At 73.8% G+C, this 15935-nt stretch carries 14 protein-coding genes; 4 read left to right on the top strand and 10 right to left on the bottom strand.

The features are described from left to right. Window positions 1–19: 19 nt before the first annotated feature. From AB0J76_RS34465 to AB0J76_RS34475, 3 genes are read right to left on the bottom strand one after another with little or no spacing between them, the layout of a single operon-like run. The gene (locus tag AB0J76_RS34465; protein WP_352331374.1) at window positions 20–1033 is read right to left on the bottom strand and encodes an alcohol dehydrogenase catalytic domain-containing protein; all 1014 of its coding nucleotides are present in this window, start codon (window positions 1031–1033) and stop codon (window positions 20–22) included. Beyond that, a complete protein-coding gene (locus tag AB0J76_RS34470) occupies window positions 1033–1881 on the bottom strand; it encodes a fumarylacetoacetate hydrolase family protein (RefSeq protein WP_364391861.1) in 849 nt (282 codons plus the stop codon). Before AB0J76_RS34470 ends, AB0J76_RS34465 begins: the two co-directional genes overlap by 1 nt. Window positions 1882–1906: 25 nt before the next feature. Then, the gene (locus AB0J76_RS34475; RefSeq protein ID WP_352329090.1) at window positions 1907–2671 is read right to left on the bottom strand and encodes an IclR family transcriptional regulator; all 765 of its coding nucleotides are present in this window, start codon (window positions 2669–2671) and stop codon (window positions 1907–1909) included. 123 nt (window positions 2672–2794) lie between these two features. On the opposite strand from AB0J76_RS34475, the gene AB0J76_RS34480 reads away from it, so the two are divergent. From AB0J76_RS34480 to AB0J76_RS34490, 3 genes are read left to right on the top strand one after another with little or no spacing between them, the layout of a single operon-like run. After that, window positions 2795–4171: an MFS transporter gene (locus tag AB0J76_RS34480; protein ID WP_352329088.1), complete on the top strand. Its 1377-nt coding sequence runs from the start codon at window positions 2795–2797 to the stop codon at window positions 4169–4171. Between the two features lie 59 nt (window positions 4172–4230). Next, the gene (locus AB0J76_RS34485; RefSeq protein WP_352329087.1) at window positions 4231–4662 is read left to right on the top strand and encodes an SRPBCC domain-containing protein; all 432 of its coding nucleotides are present in this window, start codon (window positions 4231–4233) and stop codon (window positions 4660–4662) included. Between the two features lie 10 nt (window positions 4663–4672). Next, entirely contained in the window at window positions 4673–4981 is a 309-nt protein-coding gene (locus AB0J76_RS34490; protein ID WP_352329086.1) for a metalloregulator ArsR/SmtB family transcription factor, read from the top strand. 20 nt (window positions 4982–5001) lie between these two features. Here the strand turns inward: AB0J76_RS34490 and AB0J76_RS34495 are convergent, their stop codons facing one another. Both AB0J76_RS34495 and AB0J76_RS34500 read right to left on the bottom strand, forming a co-directional pair. After that, complete coding sequence (locus tag AB0J76_RS34495; protein ID WP_352329084.1) at window positions 5002–6186, bottom strand: MFS transporter; 1185 nt, start codon at window positions 6184–6186, stop codon at window positions 5002–5004. 139 nt (window positions 6187–6325) lie between these two features. Then, window positions 6326–8569: an arylsulfatase gene (locus AB0J76_RS34500; RefSeq protein WP_352329083.1), complete on the bottom strand. Its 2244-nt coding sequence runs from the start codon at window positions 8567–8569 to the stop codon at window positions 6326–6328. 110 nt (window positions 8570–8679) lie between these two features. Between AB0J76_RS34500 and AB0J76_RS34505 the strand changes: the two genes are divergently transcribed. Next, the gene (locus AB0J76_RS34505; RefSeq protein WP_364391868.1) at window positions 8680–9267 is read left to right on the top strand and encodes a TetR family transcriptional regulator; all 588 of its coding nucleotides are present in this window, start codon (window positions 8680–8682) and stop codon (window positions 9265–9267) included. Here AB0J76_RS34505 and AB0J76_RS34510 read toward each other — a convergent pair. The 5 genes from AB0J76_RS34510 to AB0J76_RS34530 all read right to left on the bottom strand — a co-directional run bounded on the left by AB0J76_RS34510 (window position 9264) and on the right by AB0J76_RS34530 (window position 15878). Continuing rightward, window positions 9264–10373, bottom strand: a complete 1110-nt coding sequence (locus AB0J76_RS34510; RefSeq protein WP_352331427.1) for an LLM class flavin-dependent oxidoreductase — start codon at window positions 10371–10373, stop codon at window positions 9264–9266. The genes AB0J76_RS34505 and AB0J76_RS34510 overlap by 4 nt on opposite strands. 136 nt (window positions 10374–10509) lie before the next feature. Next, window positions 10510–12738: a catalase/peroxidase HPI gene (gene katG / locus AB0J76_RS34515; RefSeq protein ID WP_364391871.1), complete on the bottom strand. Its 2229-nt coding sequence runs from the start codon at window positions 12736–12738 to the stop codon at window positions 10510–10512. Window positions 12739–12772: 34 nt separating this feature from the next. Beyond that, on the bottom strand, window positions 12773–13210 hold the full coding sequence (locus AB0J76_RS34520) for a Fur family transcriptional regulator (protein ID WP_352327424.1): 438 nt from the start codon (window positions 13208–13210) through the stop codon (window positions 12773–12775). A gap of 94 nt (window positions 13211–13304) precedes the next feature. Then, window positions 13305–14930, bottom strand: coding sequence for an ABC-F family ATP-binding cassette domain-containing protein (locus AB0J76_RS34525; protein WP_352327423.1), 1626 nt, complete (start codon window positions 14928–14930; stop codon window positions 13305–13307). A gap of 273 nt (window positions 14931–15203) precedes the next feature. Next, window positions 15204–15878 carry an ankyrin repeat domain-containing protein gene (locus AB0J76_RS34530; RefSeq protein WP_352327422.1) on the bottom strand — a complete coding sequence of 225 codons (675 nt, stop codon included), beginning with the start codon at window positions 15876–15878 and terminating at the stop codon, window positions 15204–15206. Window positions 15879–15935: the final 57 nt, after the last annotated feature.

The following is a 15935-nucleotide window of genomic DNA, read 5'->3' on the forward strand; positions in this document are numbered from 1 at the left end:
CTCGTGCTCTCTTCCAGGTTCATGGCCGGGGATCGATGTGGATCTTGGGCCCCGGGCCGGCGCCGGGCGGTCGCCGTCCGGCCAGCACGCCGGCCGTCTCGGCGAGCCCGACCGTGGCGGCCACCAGCGGACGGGCGTCCACCGAGCCGCCGGCGTAGGCGTCGATGGCCCCGGCCAGCCCCGCCGAGCCGCCCAGGACGCCGACCGCGGTGACGTCCTTGAGCACCAGCTCGCGGGTGTCGAGCGTGGACGGCGTGCCGGCCAGGCCGATGTAGACGACGCGGCGGGCGGGTTCGGCCAGGCCGAGGGCGAGCGCGGGCATCGCGGCGGCGTTGGTGGCGTCGATGACGGCGTGCCAGGGCAGGCCGGGCAACGTCGCGCGGGTCCAGGCGTGCCGGAACCCGAGGCCCGCGGCCAGGCGCAGGTCGGGTTCGGCGCGGCCCATGAGGTGCACCTCGGCGCCGCCGGCGCGCGCGAACAGCGCGGCCAGCAGGCCGATCGTGCCCGTGCCCAGAACCAGCAACCGCTCCCCCGCCTCCAGCGCCGCCGCGCGGACGGCGCGTAAGGCGTTGCCACCGGGCTCGACCAGCGCGCCCGAGGTAGCGTCCACCGTATCGGGCAGCCGGTGGAGCGCCGCGACCGGGACGGCGAGCCGCTCGGCCAGCGCTCCCGCGGCGCCCCGGCTGATGCCGAGCTCGGCCAGGTCGGGGCACACGTGGTGGCGGCCCTGGCGGCAGCGGTCGCAGCGCCCGCAGCCGAGCATGGTGTCGCCGACGACCCGCCGCCCCAGCCACGACGGGTCCACGCCCGCGCCCAGCTCCGCGACGCGCCCGCACCACTCGTGGCCGGGGCGCAGCGGGTAGCGGGAGCGGCCGGTGCGCAGGTAGCTCATCCCGCCGCTGAACAGCTCCATGTCGGTGCCGCACACGCCGGCGCGCTCGACGTCCACGACCACCTGGCCGGGCCCCGCCGAGGGGGGCTCGACCTCCTGGACCTCGGCCGCGCCCGGCCCGGTCAGGACGAGCGCCCGCACTACCGGGGCTCCACGACCCGCTGGCGCTGGCTGCCGAGCCCGTCGATGCCGAGCTCCATGACGTCGCCCGGCCGGAGCCAGATCTGCGGGTCGTGGCCCATGCCGACGCCGGGCGGGGTGCCGGTGTTGATCAGGTCGCCGGGCTCCAGCACCATGAACTGGCTCAGGTGGTGCACGATGACGTACGGGTCGAAGATCATCGTCTTGGTGCTGCCGGTCTGGCGGCGCACGCCGTTGACGTCCAGCCACATGCCCAGGTTCCGGACGTCGGCCAGCTCGTCGGGGGTGACCAGCCAGGGGCCGGCCGGGTTGAACGTCTCGGCCGACTTGCCCTTGCTCCACTGGCCGCCGCGTTCCATCTGGAAGGCCCGCTCGCTGACGTCGTTGACCACGCAGTAGCCGGCGATCGCGGCCGCGGCCTCCTCGGGCGAGTCGAGGTAGGAGGTGCGGCGGCCGATCACGATGCCGAGCTCCACCTCCCAGTCGGTCTTGGTGGCGCCGCGCGGGATGCGCACGTCGTCGTACGGGCCGACGAGGGTGTTGGGCGACTTGGTGAACAGGATCGGCTCGGCGGGCACGGCCTGGCCGGTCTCGGCGGCGTGGTCGCTGTAGTTCAGGCCGATGCACAGGATCTGGTGCGGGCGGGCGATCGGCGCGCCGACGCGCTCGCCGGCGAACGCCTGCCGCGGGCCGGCGGCCACCCGCTCGGCGAGCAGGGCGGGGCCGCCCGCGGCGAAGAAGCGCTCGTCGAAGTCGGGGGTGAGGTCGGAGACGTCGACGTAGTGGTCGGCGTCCACGCGGACGACCGGCTTCTCGGCGCCGGGCGCGCCGATGCGCATGAGGTACAAGGGGTTCTCTCCGGTTCTGTGCGGGTCAGGGAAGGTGGCGCCCGGCGACGACGGCGCGGATGGCCGGCACGTCCTCGACGAGCACGCTCAAGGGGGTGCGGTAGGCCAGGCCGCTGATGCTGACCGCGCCGCTCGGCACGGTGGGCGAGGTCAGGTACGCCGGGACGGCCACGCAGTTGACGCCCGGCTCGTTCTCCTGGTCGTCGGCCGCGTAGCCCTGCTCGCGGACGCGTACCAGCTCGGCGTGCAGTTCCTCCGCGGTGCCGATCGAGCGTTCGGTGGGCCGCTCCAGCCGCCGGTCGCCCACCCAGGTGCGCACCGCGGCCTCGTCCGTCAGCGTCTGCGCCAGCAGCATCTTGCCGACGGCGGTGCAGTGGGCCGGGTTGCGCCCGCCGACGACCGAGGTGAGCCGGACCGCGCCGGACGGCGGGTCGAGCTTGGACCGGTAGACCACCGACGTGCCCTCCAGCACCGCGTAGTGCACGGTCTCGCCGTAGCGGTCGCACAGCGCCTTGAGCATCGGGGTGACCCGGACGTGGTCGGGCCGGGCCTCGTGGTGGGCGAAGGCCATGCGCAGGAACTCGTCGCCGAGCACGTACCGGCCGTGGCCGTTCTGGACGGCGAGCCCGGCGCGGCGCAGCGCGGCCAGGGCGCGGTGGGCGGTCGGCTTCGGGCTGGACACGGCGCGGGCCATCTCCTCCAGGCCGATCCCGTCGGGGTGCCGGGCGAGCTCGGCCAGCACGGCCAGCACGCGGTCGGCCCCCACCAGCTTGGCGTCACCGTAGGACATGTTCCGAAGGTTAGACCACCGTTCCGGAAAACGGAAGTTTGCCGCGATCCAGCCCGGCGTTGACGCAACCAATTGGTTGCCATAATGTGGCAACCGTTCGGTTGCTACTAATGAGAGGCCGCCATGAGTGTTCCTGTCGCGACCGTCGAGGCCGCCCCGCCGCGCCTCGACGGCAGACAGCGGTTGATCGCGTTCGTCCTGCTCGGCGCCGGTTTCATGCTGGCGGTCGACTTCTCGATCCTGAATGTCGCCCTTCCCCAGACCGGCGCGGGCGTCGGGCTGAGCCCGGCCCAGTGGCCCTGGATCACCTCGGCGTACGCGCTGCCGGCGGCCGGGTTCACCCTGGTGTTCGGCCGCACGGCCGACCTGTTCGGCCGGCGGAGGCTGTTCCTGGCCGGCATGGTGGTGCTGGCCGGGGCCTCCCTGCTCGGCGGCTTCGCCGGCGGGCCCGCGACGCTCCTGACCGCCCGGGTGCTGCAGGGCCTGGCCACGGCGATGACGGTCCCCGCCGCGTTGTCGCTGCTCACCACCACCTTCCAGGAGGGCCCGCTGCGCGCCCGCGTCCTCGGGCTGAACGGCGCCCTGCTGTCCGGCGGCTTCACCGTCGGCGCGCTGCTCGGGGGCGCCCTGGTCAGCCTGCTGAGCTGGCGGGCGGCGTTCCTGTTCAACGTGCCCGTGGCGGTGGCGATCGTGGTGCTGGCGCCGTTCCTGATCCGGGAGAGCGTGCTGCCGGAGCGGGTGCGGCTCGACCTGCCCGGCGCGGTCACGGTGACCGGCGGCCTGCTGGCGGTGATCTACGCGGCCGTCGAGACGAACCTCCTGGCGGCCGTCGCGGGCGTGCTGCTGCTGGGCGCGTTCTGGCTGATCGAGCTGCGCGCGCCCGCGCCGCTCGCGCCGGTGCGCATCCTGCGGCGGCCCACGGTGAAGTGGGGCAACTTCGCCGGGTTCGTGATCTTCACGATGGAGCCGGCCATGATTTTCCTGGTGACGGTGTACCTGCAGCGGGTGCTGGGCCTGTCGCCGCTGGTCACCGGCCTGGTGTTCGGCATCCCCGGGCTGGCCTCGGTGGTCGCCGGGGTGATCGCCGGGCGGTTCGTCGGACGCCACGGCAGCCGCCGCGTCCTGGTCGCCGGCATGACGGTCCAGGCGCTGGCGACGCTTCCCGCCGTCTTCCTCGGGACCGGCTGGACGGTTCTGGCGATCCTCGTCCCCGCGCTGTTCGTCGGCTTCTTCGGGCACGTCACCGCGATCGTCGCCTACACCGTCACCGGCACCTCGGGCCTGCCGGACGAGGAGCAGGGGCTGGCGACCGGGCTGACGTCGATGACGCAGCAGGTGGCCGTCACCGTCGGCATCCCGCTGCTCGGCGCGGTCGCCGCCACGCGCGCCGGGGAACTGGCGGGAATCCGCCTGGCCCTGCTCGTGGACGTCGCGGTGACACTGGCCGCCGTCGTCCTCGTCTCCTACGGCCTGCGCCGGCACCCGCGGCCGGAGCGGTGACCGTCCACCTGCCGCCACAAGGTGTGGCACCCTTTTCCCTGCTGCATATGGAGGTTGTCATGGGATTCCCCGATCGGGTCGAGCGGACCCTCGAGCTCGCCCAGCCGCCGGCCAAGGTGTGGGCGGCGCTCACCACCCCCGAGGGGCTGGCCGCCTGGTTCGGCCAGGAGGCGGCGATCGAGCTGCGTCCCGGCGGGCCGGCGCGGCTGAGCTGGAGCCACGGGCACACCGTCGACCTGCGCGTGGAGCGCGTGGAGGAGCCGTCGGTGTTCGGCTTCACGTGGCCGGTCTTCGGCATGCCGGAGGGCGATCCGCGCCGCACGTACGTCGAGTTCACCCTCGAACCGGCCGGCACGGGCACCCGGCTGACCGTCGTCGAGACCGGCTTCGCCCAGTTGCCGGACGACCACCACCGCAAGGCGTACGACGCCCACTCCGAGGGGTGGGCGAGCGAGCTGGGCGAGCTGGTCGGGCACCTTGCCGCCGCCTGACATCGAGGCGGTGGCCGAGCAGGTCTTCGTCGCCCTGGCCGACCCGAGCCGGCGCGCCGTCCTGGCCGAGCTGGCCGCCCGGGGCCCGGCCACGGCGACCGACCTGGCCGCCCGCCTGCCGATCACCCGGCAGGCCATCGCCAAGCACCTGACGCTGCTGGGCGAGGCCGGTCTGGTGACGGCCGAGCCCGGTGAGCGCCGTCGCGTCCGCTACCGGCTGCGCTCGGCTCCGATGCGGGTGGCCCAGCAGTTCCTGGCCGCGCTGGCCAGCGACTGGGACGGCCGCCTCGACGCCCTGCGCGACCACCTCGACGGCTGACCGCCCGTCCCCTCCCCCGCTCACGCGGCCCGGCGGGGACGGGTGAGCCAGGAGAACGACCCGGCCATCACCAGCGCGACCAGCCCGCCCGCGACCATCGCGGCCGAGACCGAGAAGCCGTCGACGACCGTGCCGCCCAGCAGCGCGCCGAGGGCGAAGGTCGCCTGGAACGACGAGGTGAACACGACGGTCGCCGCCTCCGGCGCGCCGGGCGCGGCCCGCAGGAACCACGTCTGGGAGCAGACCGGCACGCCCCCGTAGGCCAGCCCCCACACCACCAGCAGCACGACCGCGCCCGCCGGCGAGGTTCCGGCCAGCGGCAGCAGCGCGGTGGCCGCCGCGATCAGACCGCCGCAGACGGCGAAGGCCAGGCGGGGGGCCGTGGCCACCATCCGGCCGGCCAGGAAGTTGCCCGCGATGCCCGCCGCGCCGTAGGCCAGCAGGACGGCGCTGACGGCGGCCGGGGGCAGGCGGGTGACGTGCTCCAGGAACGGCGTGACGTAGGTGTAGGTGCCGAAGTGCGCCAGCACGACGAGGAACGTGCCCAGCAGGGCGATCCCGGTGCCGCGCACCCGCAGCAGGTCCAGTAGGACGCGCGCGCCGGTGACCTGACGGGCCGGCAGCGGCGGCAGCACGCGCAGCAGCGCGACCAGCACGAGGACCGAGAGCCCGGCCAGGACGAGGAACGCCGTCCGCCAGCCCGCCAGGTGCCCGATGAAGGTCCCGGCCGGCACGCCGAGCACCGAGCCCAGCGGCACGGCCGAGAAGATCACCGCCGTCGCGGTGCCCACGGCGGCCGGCGGCACCAGCCGGGACGCCAGCCCCGCCGCGATCGACCAGAAGCCGCCGATGGTGAGGCCGACGAGCACCCGCGAGGCCAGCACCACCCAGTAGGCCCCGGCCACGGCCGCCAGCACGTCGGCGGCGGCCAGCACCGCCATCAGGACGCAGAGCATCACCCGGCGGTCCAGCCGGGCGGTGGCCACGGTCAGGACGGGCGCCGCGACGGCGGCCACGAAGCCGGGCAGCGTCATGGTCAGCCCCGCGGTGCCGTCGGTGACGCGGAAGTCGGCGCCGATGGTCGTCAGCAGGCCGATGGGCAGGATCTCGCTGGTGACGATGGCGAAGATGCCGAGGGTGATCGAGGCGACCGCGAGCCAGGAGATCAGCGGCGGGCGCGGCGGGGCGAGGGTGGTGGTGGCCATGGTTCCGTTTCCAGGACAGGGGTTGATCTACGGCGAACCAGCCAACCAGCCACGACGTCCCCGGCACCGGCCGATTTCGGACCACACCGTCAACCGCCCCCGGACCACGCCGTCATCCGCCGCGCCCCCGGCCGCGCCGTCAGTCGGCGTGCAGCGCGGTGCGCAGGCCGGCGAGCAGGTCGGGGGTCGCGGCGCCCGGCGTCCTGAGCCGGACCGAGAACAGCCGCCCGTTCCACCGGGCCGGGACGCGGTACCGGCCGGAGACGGGCAGCCCGAGGTCGTGGCCGAGCCGCAGCCCGGCCCCGCCGTGCTGGAGCGCGACCGGCAGCAGGCCGTCGAACGCCAGGGCGCCCACCACGACCCCGCCCTGCGACAGGTGGAACGCCGAACCCGCGGGGCCCGTCGTGTGGACGACGTCCACGGACAGGCGGCCGGCGGGCAGAGGGCGGTCGGCGGTGAGCTCCAGCGGCTCCCCGGCGCGGGAGAAGGTGAAGGCCAGGCGGCCGCCGGTGACGTACAGGGCGAAGCCGCCGTTCCAGTCGCCCAGCGCGAACAGCACGCCCTCGGGCTCCCGGTCCGCCTCGATCTCGGCCGTCCAGCGGAAGCCGCCGAACAGCAGCGGCAGCGACTCGTCGCACACGGGCGAGGCCCCGGGCCGGAACGTGCGGTCGTCGCCGGGGGGCCAGGCCGGCCCGATGAGCGCGCCGAAGCGGGCCACGAGGTCGTCGTACAGCGGCAGGACGTTGTTGCGCCCGGCCTCCCGGTCCCACAACCGCCGCAGCTCGGCGACCACCTCCGGATGCCCGGCGGACACGTCGGCCGCCTCGGAGAAGTCGGCCGCCAGGTCGAACAGCGCCCAGTGGTCGGCGTCGAGGTCGCGGCTGCCGGTGAGCAGGTCCTCCTCGTCCAGGACGCCCGTGGACACGTGGTCGGTGGTGACCTTCCAGCGGCCGTGGATGAGGGAGCGCGAGCCCAGCATCTCGAAGTACTGGGTGGTGCGCGGCGCGGGCGCCCCGGGGTCGCTGAAGGTGGCCAGGAAGCTGGCCCCGTCGATCGGCTGCTGCTCGATCCCGTCCACGACGTCGGGCGCCCGGACGCCGATCGCGTCCAGCAGGGTCGGGAACAGGTCGTTGACGTGCACGATCTGGTCGCGCACCGCGCCGCCGCCGCCGATCCCGGCCGGCCAGTGGACGATGAGCGGCGTACGGGTGCCGCCGAGCCAGGTGTAGCGCTTCCACAGCCGGAACGGCGTGTTCCCGGCCCACGCCCAGCCCCACGCGTAGTGGTTGTAGGTGCGCGGCCCGCCCCAGTCGTCGTGGTGGGCCAGGTTGTCCTGCGGGGACTCGCGGATGCCGGCGGAGAAGCGGTGCTCGTTGACGCTGCCGTCCACGCCGCCCTCGGCGCTGGCGCCGTTGTCGGAGAAGATCACGACGATGGTGTCGTCGAGCCGCCCGGTCTCCTCCAGGTGGGCGATCAGCCGGCCGAGCTGGGCGTCGGCGTGGGTGAGGAAGCCCGCGAAGACCTCCTGCTGGCGGGCGTACAGGCGGCGGCGCTCGGCGGTGAGGCCGTCCCAGGCGGGCACCCAGTCCGGGCGCGGGGTGAGCACGGTGCCGGGCGGGACGACGCCCGTCCCGGTCTGGCGCCGGAAGATCTCCTCCCGCCAGGCGTCCCACCCCTGGTCGAAGCGGCCCCGGTAGGGCCGGCTCCACTCGGGCGCGACGTGGTGCGGGGAGTGCGTGGCGCCGAGGCCGAGGTAGAGGAAGAACGGTTTGCCGGGGGCGGCGTGGCGCTGGTCGTCGAGGTGCCGGACGGCCTGCGTGACGAGGTCCTCGGTGAGGTGGTAGCCCTCCTCGGGGGTGGCGGGCGGTTCCACGTAGTGGTTGTCCCGGACGAGGTTGGGCGCGTAGTGGTTGGTGTCGCCCTGCAGGAAGCCGTAGTAGCGCTCGAAGCCCTGGCCGAGCGGCCAGTGGCCGAACGGGCCGGCGGCCGAGCGCTCGTAGCGCGGCGTGAGGTGCCACTTGCCGATGGCGATGGTGGAGTAGCCGTGGTCGCGCAGGATCCGCGGCAGGGTCGCGGCCGAGCGCGGGATGCGGGCGGTGTAGCCGGGGTGGTCGAGCGGGAGGTCGGCGAGGAAGCCCATGCCGACGGCGTGGTGGTTGCGCCCGGTGAGGAAGCAGGCGCGCGACGGCGAGCACAGCGCGGTCACGTGGAACCGGTTGTAGCGCAGGCCGCCGGCCGCGAGCCGGTCGATGTGCGGCGTGGCGATGCCGGAGCCGAAGCAGCCGAGCTGGGCGAAGCCGGTGTCGTCCAGGACGACGGCGAGGACGTTCGGAGCGTGCTCCGGCGGGCGGCCGGCCCGGCGGAAGATCGGTTCTGCGGTCACGGCGAGGCTCCTGCCAGAAGAGGCGTACGGTCTTGGACAGCAGACGGCACGAGAGTAAGACAGAGCGTCTTAATCCGCGACGATACCTCGGTGATCCGGAAAAGGTGGGAATGCAGGCCAAAGAGAAGATTCTCCTGGCGGCTGAACGGCTCTTCGCCGAGCGCGGCCTCGACGTCTCGCTCCGGGAGATCGCCGTCGCGGCCGGGCAGGGCAACCATTCGGCCGTCCAGTACCACTTCGACGGCAAGGCCGGCCTGATCGACGCCCTGTACGCCCACCGCATGACCCCCCTCAACGAGCGCCGCCGCGAGCTGATCGGCGACCTGCGCGCCCGCGGCCTGGAGGAGGACCTTCCCGCCCTGGTCGAGGCGTATCTGGCGCCGCTGGCCGAGCACGTGCTCGGCCACCCGGGCACGAGCTGGTACCTGCGCTTCACCAGCCGTTACGTGTTGTCCGGCGGCTACCGCTCCTGGCCCTACTCCAGCGACCACCATCCCGGGGTCGCCGAGCTGGCCGCCCTGCTGCGGCGGCGGCTGCCCGGCCTGACGCGCGAGCGCCTGCGGGTGCTCAACCTGCACGTCGTCGTGGTGCTGGCCGACCTGGAGCAGCGCCTGGGCGACCCCGCCTTCGACGCCGCGCGGGCGACGGCGGCCGTCGCCGACCTGCGCGTCACCGCCCAGGCCCTGCTCACCGCCTAACGGCCGGAGGCGAGGGCAGACGCAGGTTCGCGGGCCGGTTCGGGGGCCAGGCGGGGCAGCACGTACTCGCCCACCCGGTAGGCCTCCTCCAGGTGCGGCCAGCCCGACAGGACGAACTCCGTCACCCCCGTGGCGGCGTACTCCCGCAGCAGGGTGACGACCTCGTCGTACGAGCCGACCAGGGCCGTGCCCGCGCCCTCGCGCACCAGCCCGACCCCGGCCCACAGGCCCGGATGGATCTCCAGGTCGCGGGTGCCGCCGGCGTGCAGGTCCACCATGCGGCGCTGGCCGACGGAGTCGTAGCGGGCGAAACGCCGCTGGGCCTCGGCGATGCGGCCCGGGTCCATGCCCGCGAGCAGCCGGTCGGCCTCGGCCCAGGCGGCTTCGTTCGTGTCGCGGGCGATGACGTGCACGCGCAGGCCGTACCGGAGCTCGCGGCCCAGCGGCGCGGCCAGGGCGCGCAGCCGGGCGACGCGTTCGGCGACCGCCGCGGGCGGCTCGCCCCACATGAGCACGACGTCGGCGTGGCGGGCGGCGACCTGCTCGGCGGCCGGGGAGGCGCCGCCGAAGTAGAGCGGCGGCCTCGGGTCGAGCGGCCCGGCCAGTCCGCCGCCCTCGACCCGGTAGTGCTCGCCGTGGTGGTCGAACGGCACGCCGTCCCAGGAGCGGCGGAGCACGTGCAGGAACTCGGCGGTCCTGGCGTAGCGGGCGTCGTGGTCCAGGAAGTCGCCGTAGGCGCGCTGCTCGACGGGGTCGCCGCCGGTGACGACGTTGAGCAGCAGCCGGCCGCCGGAGATCTCCTGGAAGGCCGCGGCCTGCTGGGCGAGCAGGGTGGGCAGCGCGTAGCCGGTGCGGAAGGCGACCAGCGTCCTGAGCCGGTCGGTGTGCTGGGCCAGGGCCGCGCACACGATCCACGGGTCGGGGCAGCCGGCGCCGACGGGGGTGAGCGCGCCCTCGAACCCGGCCTGCTCGGCGGCCCTGGCGACCTGCGTCAGGTAGCCGAGCGTGGCTGGGCGGGCGGCCGGACGGAAGGCGTCGGTGGTGGTGATGGCCGAGCGCACGTCGTGGCCGTCACCGGTCGTCGGCAGGAACCAGTGGAAACGCATCAGGGCTCCTCGTAGGCGACTTATCCCGTAAAAGCGACTTGTTTAGTATGAAAACGGTAAGGGATCCCCCACCACCGCGCAAGTCTCCGGGCACGCGGAACGCCCGGGGCGGCCGCCCCGGGCGTTCCGGTCAGGCTCAGGCCAGGTCGAACCGGTCGAGGTTCATGACCTTGTCCCACGCCGCGACGAAGTCACGGACGAACTTCTCCTTGGCGTCGTCGCTGGCGTAGACCTCGGCGACCGCGCGCAGCTCGGAGTTCGCCCCGAAGACGAGGTCGGCGCGGGTGCCGGTCCACCGCACCTCGCCGGTGGCGGCGTCGCGCCCCTCGAAGACGTTGGCGTCCTCGGTCGAGTGCCACGTCGTGCCCAGGTCGAGCAGGTTGACGAAGAAGTCGTTGGTCAGCCTCCCCGGGGTCGTGGTGAGGACGCCGAGCGTCGACTGCCGGTGGTTGGCGCCCAGCACCCGCAGGCCGCCGACCAGGACGGTCATCTCCGGCGCGCTCAGCGTCAGCAGGTTGGCCCGGTCGAGCAGCAGGTACTCGGCCGGCAGGCGGTTGCCCTTGCCGAGGTAGTTGCGGAACCCGTCGGCGACCGGCTCCAGCGCGGCGAACGACTCCACGTCGGTCTGCTCCTGCGTGGCGTCCGCGCGTCCCGGCGTGAAGGGCACCTGGACGTCGAAGCCGGCCTCCTTGGCGGCCCGCTCGACGCCCGCGCACCCGGCCAGCACGATCAGGTCGGCCAGCGAGATCTGCTTGCCGCCGGTCTGGGCGCCGTTGAACGCCTTCTGGACGCCCTCCAGGGTGCCCAGCACGGTCGCCAGCCGGTCGGGGTCGTTGACCTCCCACGCGCTCTGCGGCTGCAGCCGGATGCGCGCGCCGTCGGCGCCGCCGCGCTTGTCGCTGCCGCGGAAGGAGGAGGCCGAGGCCCACGCCGTGGACACCAGCTCGGACACCGACAGCCCCGTGGCCAGGATCTGCTCCTTGAGGGCGGCGACGTCGGCCGCGTCTACGAGCTCGTGCGTCACCGGGGGCAGCGGGTCCTGCCACAGCAGCGTCTCGGCCGGGACCTCCGGGCCGAGGTAGCGGGCGCGCGGGCCCATGTCGCGGTGGGTGAGCTTGTACCAGGCGCGGGCGAAGGCGTCGGCGAGCTCGTCGGGGTGCTCCAGCCAGCGGCGGGTGATCTGCTCGTAGATCGGGTCCACGCGCAGGGCCAGGTCGGTCGTCAGCATCGTCGGGGCGTGCCGCTTGGCCGGGTCGTGGGCGTCGGGCACGGTGCCGGCGCCGGCGCCGTCCTTCGGCCGCCACTGGTTGGCTCCGGCGGGGCTCTTGAACAGCTCCCACTCGTAGCCGTAGAGGATCTCCAGGAAGCTGTTGTCCCAGGTCGTGGGGGTGTTCGTCCAGATGCCCTCGAGGCCGCTGGTGATGGCGTCGCCGCCCTTGCCGGTGCCGAAGCTGTTGCGCCAGCCGAGGCCCATCTGCTCGATCGGGGCGGCCTCGGGGTCGGGGCCGACGTGGTCGGCCGGGCCCGCGCCGTGGGTCTTGCCGAAGGTGTGACCGCCCACGATCAGGGCGGCGGTCTCCTCGTCGTTCATCGCCATGCGGCGGAAGGTCTCGCGGATGTCGCGGGCCGCCGCCAGCGGGTCGGGGTTGCCGTTGGGGCCCTCGGGGTTGACGTAGATGAGGCCCATCTGGACCGCGGCCAGCGGGTTCTCCAGCTCGCGGTCGCCGGTGTAGCGCTGGTCGCCGAGCCAGGTGGACTCCGGGCCCCAGTAGACGTCCTCGTCGGGCTCCCAGGCGTCCACGCGGCCGCCGGCGTAGCCGAAGGTCTTGAAGCCCATCGACTCCAGGGCCACGTTGCCGGTGAGGATCAGCAGGTCGGCCCAGGAGATCTTGCGGCCGTACTTCTTCTTGACCGGCCAGAGCAGGCGGCGGGCCTTGTCCAGGTTGCCGTTGTCGGGCCAGCTGTTGAGCGGCGCGAAGCGCTGCTGCCCGGACCCGGCGCCGCCGCGTCCGTCGCTGATGCGGTACGTGCCCGCGCTGTGCCAGGCCATCCGGATCATGAACGGGCCGTAGTGGCCGAAGTCGGCCGGCCACCAGTCCTGCGAGGTCGTCAGCACCTCGGCGATGTCCCGCTTGACGGCCGCGAGGTCGAGGGTCTTGAACTCCGCGGCGTAGTCGAAGCCCTCGCCGAACGGGTTGGCCACGGCCGGGTTCTTGGCCAGGATCTTGACGTTGAGCCGCTCCGGCCACCACTGGCGGTTGCCGCCGCCCTGGGTCGGGTGCGGGGCGCGCTCGTGCGCGACCGGACAGCCGCCCGAGTCCTCCGACTTGGCGTCTGTGACGATCGCATCATGGTTCTCAGACATGGGAATCCTTCCGGACGAGGCGGAATCTGGGTGCTCAGGAACTGCTGCCGGTGGAGCAGGCGGGGCACAGGCCCCAATAGATGACCTCGGCCTCGTCGATGGCGAAGCCGCGGTCGTCGGAGGCGGTCAGGCAGGGGGCGTGGCCGACGGCGCAGTCGACGTCGGCCACGGCGCCGCAGGACCGGCACACGAGATGGTGGTGGTTGTCCCCGACGCGGCCCTCGTACAGGGCCGAGCTGCCCGGGGGGTCGAGGCGGCGGACGAGCCCCGCGGCGGCGAGCGCGTGGAGGGCGTCGTACACGGCCTGCAACGAGATATGACCCACGCGCTCGCGCACCCCGGAGGCGATCGCCTCGACCCCGAGGTGGTCGCCCTCCCGGACGGTCTCGAGCAGCGCGACCCGGGCGGCGGTCACCCGCAGCCCGGCGCCGCGCAGCTCCTCGGCGGTCGTCGGAGCCTTCGATGCGGTCATAGCCGCCAAACCTACCTATACAAACCTGAATGACACAAGAGAACGAACCATCCAAGTTTAGTAATATGTCCGGAAATAGCCCCCAGGGGCGGCGTCACCCCGCGTCCGGCCCGCCGCCCTCCAGCAGCCGCCCGCCGGACAGCTCCAGCCTGCGGTCCACCCGGATCTCCGCCAGGAACCGCTCGTCGTGGCTGACCACCACGAACGCCCCCTCGTACGCGCCGAGCGCGCTCTCCAGCTGGCCCACGCTGACCAGGTCGAGGTTGTTGGTCGGCTCGTCCAGCAGCAGCAGCTGGGGCGCCGGCTCCGCGCACAACACGCAGGCCAGCGTGGCGCGCAGCCGTTCGCCGCCCGACAGCACACCTACCCGCAGATGGGCCCGGGCTCCCCGGAACAGGAAGCGGGCCAGCAGGTTCATCCGCTCGGCGGCGGGCATCGCGGGGGCGAAGGCGGCCAGGTTCTCGGCGACGGTGAGCTCGTCGTCGAGCAGGTCGAGCCGCTGCGACAGGTAGGCCACCCGGCCGTCGGCCCGCCTGGCGGCGCCGCCGTCGGGCTCCAGGTCGCCGGTGATCAGGCGCAGCAGGGTGGACTTGCCCGCGCCGTTGGGGCCGGTCAGCGCGATGCGCTCGGGCCCGCGCACGACCAGGTCGATGCCGGGCTCGGCGAACAGGCCGCGGGCCATGAGGTGCTCGCCCTGGAAGACCGTGCGCCCGGCGGGCACGTTGGTGCCCGGCAGCTGCAGGGAGATGCGCTGGTCGTCGCGCAGGGCGCGGCCCGCCTCGTCGAGCCGGGCCTTGGCGTCGCTGACGCGGGCGGCGTGCGTCTGGCCCGCCCGGCCGGCCGACTCCTGGGCGCCGCGCTTCATGTTCCCGGCGAAGATGCGCGGCAGGCCGGCGTTCTTCAGGTTGCGGGCGGCGTTGCCGGCCCTGCGCTCGGCGCGCTCGCGGGCCTGCTGCATCTCCCGCTTCTCGCGCTTGAGCTCCTGCTCGGCCGTGCGCACGTTGCGCTCGGCGGCCTCCTGCTCGGTGCGTACGGCCTCCTCGTAGGCGGTGAAGTCGCCGCCGTAGAAGCGCACCTCGCCCCGGTCGAGCTCGGCGATGCGGTCCATGCGGTCGAGCAGGGCACGGTCGTGGCTGACCACGAGCAGGCAGCCCTTCCAGTCGCCGAGCACGGCGTGCAGCCGGTGTCGGGCGTCGAGGTCGAGGTTGTTGGTGGGCTCGTCGAGCAGCAGCACGTCCGGCCGCCGGAGCAGCTGCGCGGCCAGGCCGAGCGAGACGATCTGCCCGCCGCTCAGCGTGCGCAGGGTGCGGGCGAAGCCGAGGTGGCCGAGCCCGAGCCGGTCGAGCTGGCCACGGGTGCGCTCCTCGATGTCCCAGTCGTTGCCGATGGTGGTGAAGTGCTCCTCGGCGGTGTCGCCCGCCTCGATGGCGTTGAGCGCGGCGATGACCGGGGCGATGCCCAGGACCTCGGCCACGGTCAGGTCGCCGGCCAGCGGCAGGCTCTGCGGCAGGTAGCCGAGCACGCCGTTGACGGACACGCCGCCCGAGCGCGGCCGGTACTCCCCGGCGATCAGCTTGAGCAGCGTGCTCTTGCCGGCGCCGTTGGGCGCGACCAGGCCGGTACGGCCGCCGGGCACGCTGAAGGACAGGTCGCTGAAGACGGGGGTGTCGTCAGGCCAGGAGAAGGACAGGTTGGAGCAGACGATGAACGCGTCGGACATGTGAAGAAGACCTCGACAGAGAACGCGGGCATGCCGAAGCCGCCCGGTGAAAGGACAGGGATTCGGGAAACGACGAACACGGCCACACCGGCGGCGCTCACGCGCTCACGCCGAGGCCGATCGACCTCCGGTATCACCCGGAGATGTCGTCGTCACCTGCCATGTCTGGTCTCCTAGCTGAGGATCACAAGCATTTCACACCATAGCAGGCGCCCACCGTGCTCCGAACGCCTGCCTCCCGCACGGCCACCGAGGCCGCACCCCCGCCGTGTGTCAGTGGGCTCCGGCCGCGCGGAGCAGGGCGGCCACTTGCCGCTGGCCCTTGGCCACGGCGTGGGCGAGCGGCGTGACGCCGTCGCGGTCGGCCAGGTCGACGTCGGCGCCCGCGGCGATGAGCAGCCGCACGACCTCCTGGTGGCGCTCGCCGCCGTCGCCCAGGATGACCGCCTCCAGCAGGCCCGTCCAGCCCAGGTCGTTGACGTGGTCGACGTCGATGCCGGTCTTCAGCACCTCGCGCACGTACTCGACGTGCCCGCGCTCGCAGGCCGGGATGAGGGAGACGCCTCCGTACCGGTTGCGCCTGGTCAGGTCGGGCCCGGCGGGCAGCAGCGCCTTGAGCATCGCCACGCTCCCGGTGACGCCGGTGACCAGCCAGGGGGTGTCCTGCCTGGCGTCCTGGGCGTCGGGGTCGGCGCCCGCCGCGACGAGCACCTTGGCCACCTCGACGTGGTCGGCCGCCGCCGCCAGCAGCAGGGCCGTACGGCGTTGCCCGTCGCGGGCCTCGACGTCGGCCCCGGCGCCGAGCGCGTCCCGGACGGCGGCGGCGTCCCCGCGCGCGGCCCCCGCCAGCAGTTCCTCGTCGGCCATTCCCGCTCCCTTCACCTCGCGCCCGCCGCAGGCGGCGAGCATCAGACCGAGTCCCCAGGTCAGGATGGCTCGGCGGTTCATCCCCTCATCCTTCCGTCCGCCCGCCCCCGGCGGCGCGCCGGGGGCCGGTCCAGCCGG

The organism is Nonomuraea sp. NPDC049624, assembly GCF_040675255.1.
Taxonomy (GTDB): Bacteria; Actinomycetota; Actinomycetes; order Streptosporangiales; family Streptosporangiaceae; genus Nonomuraea.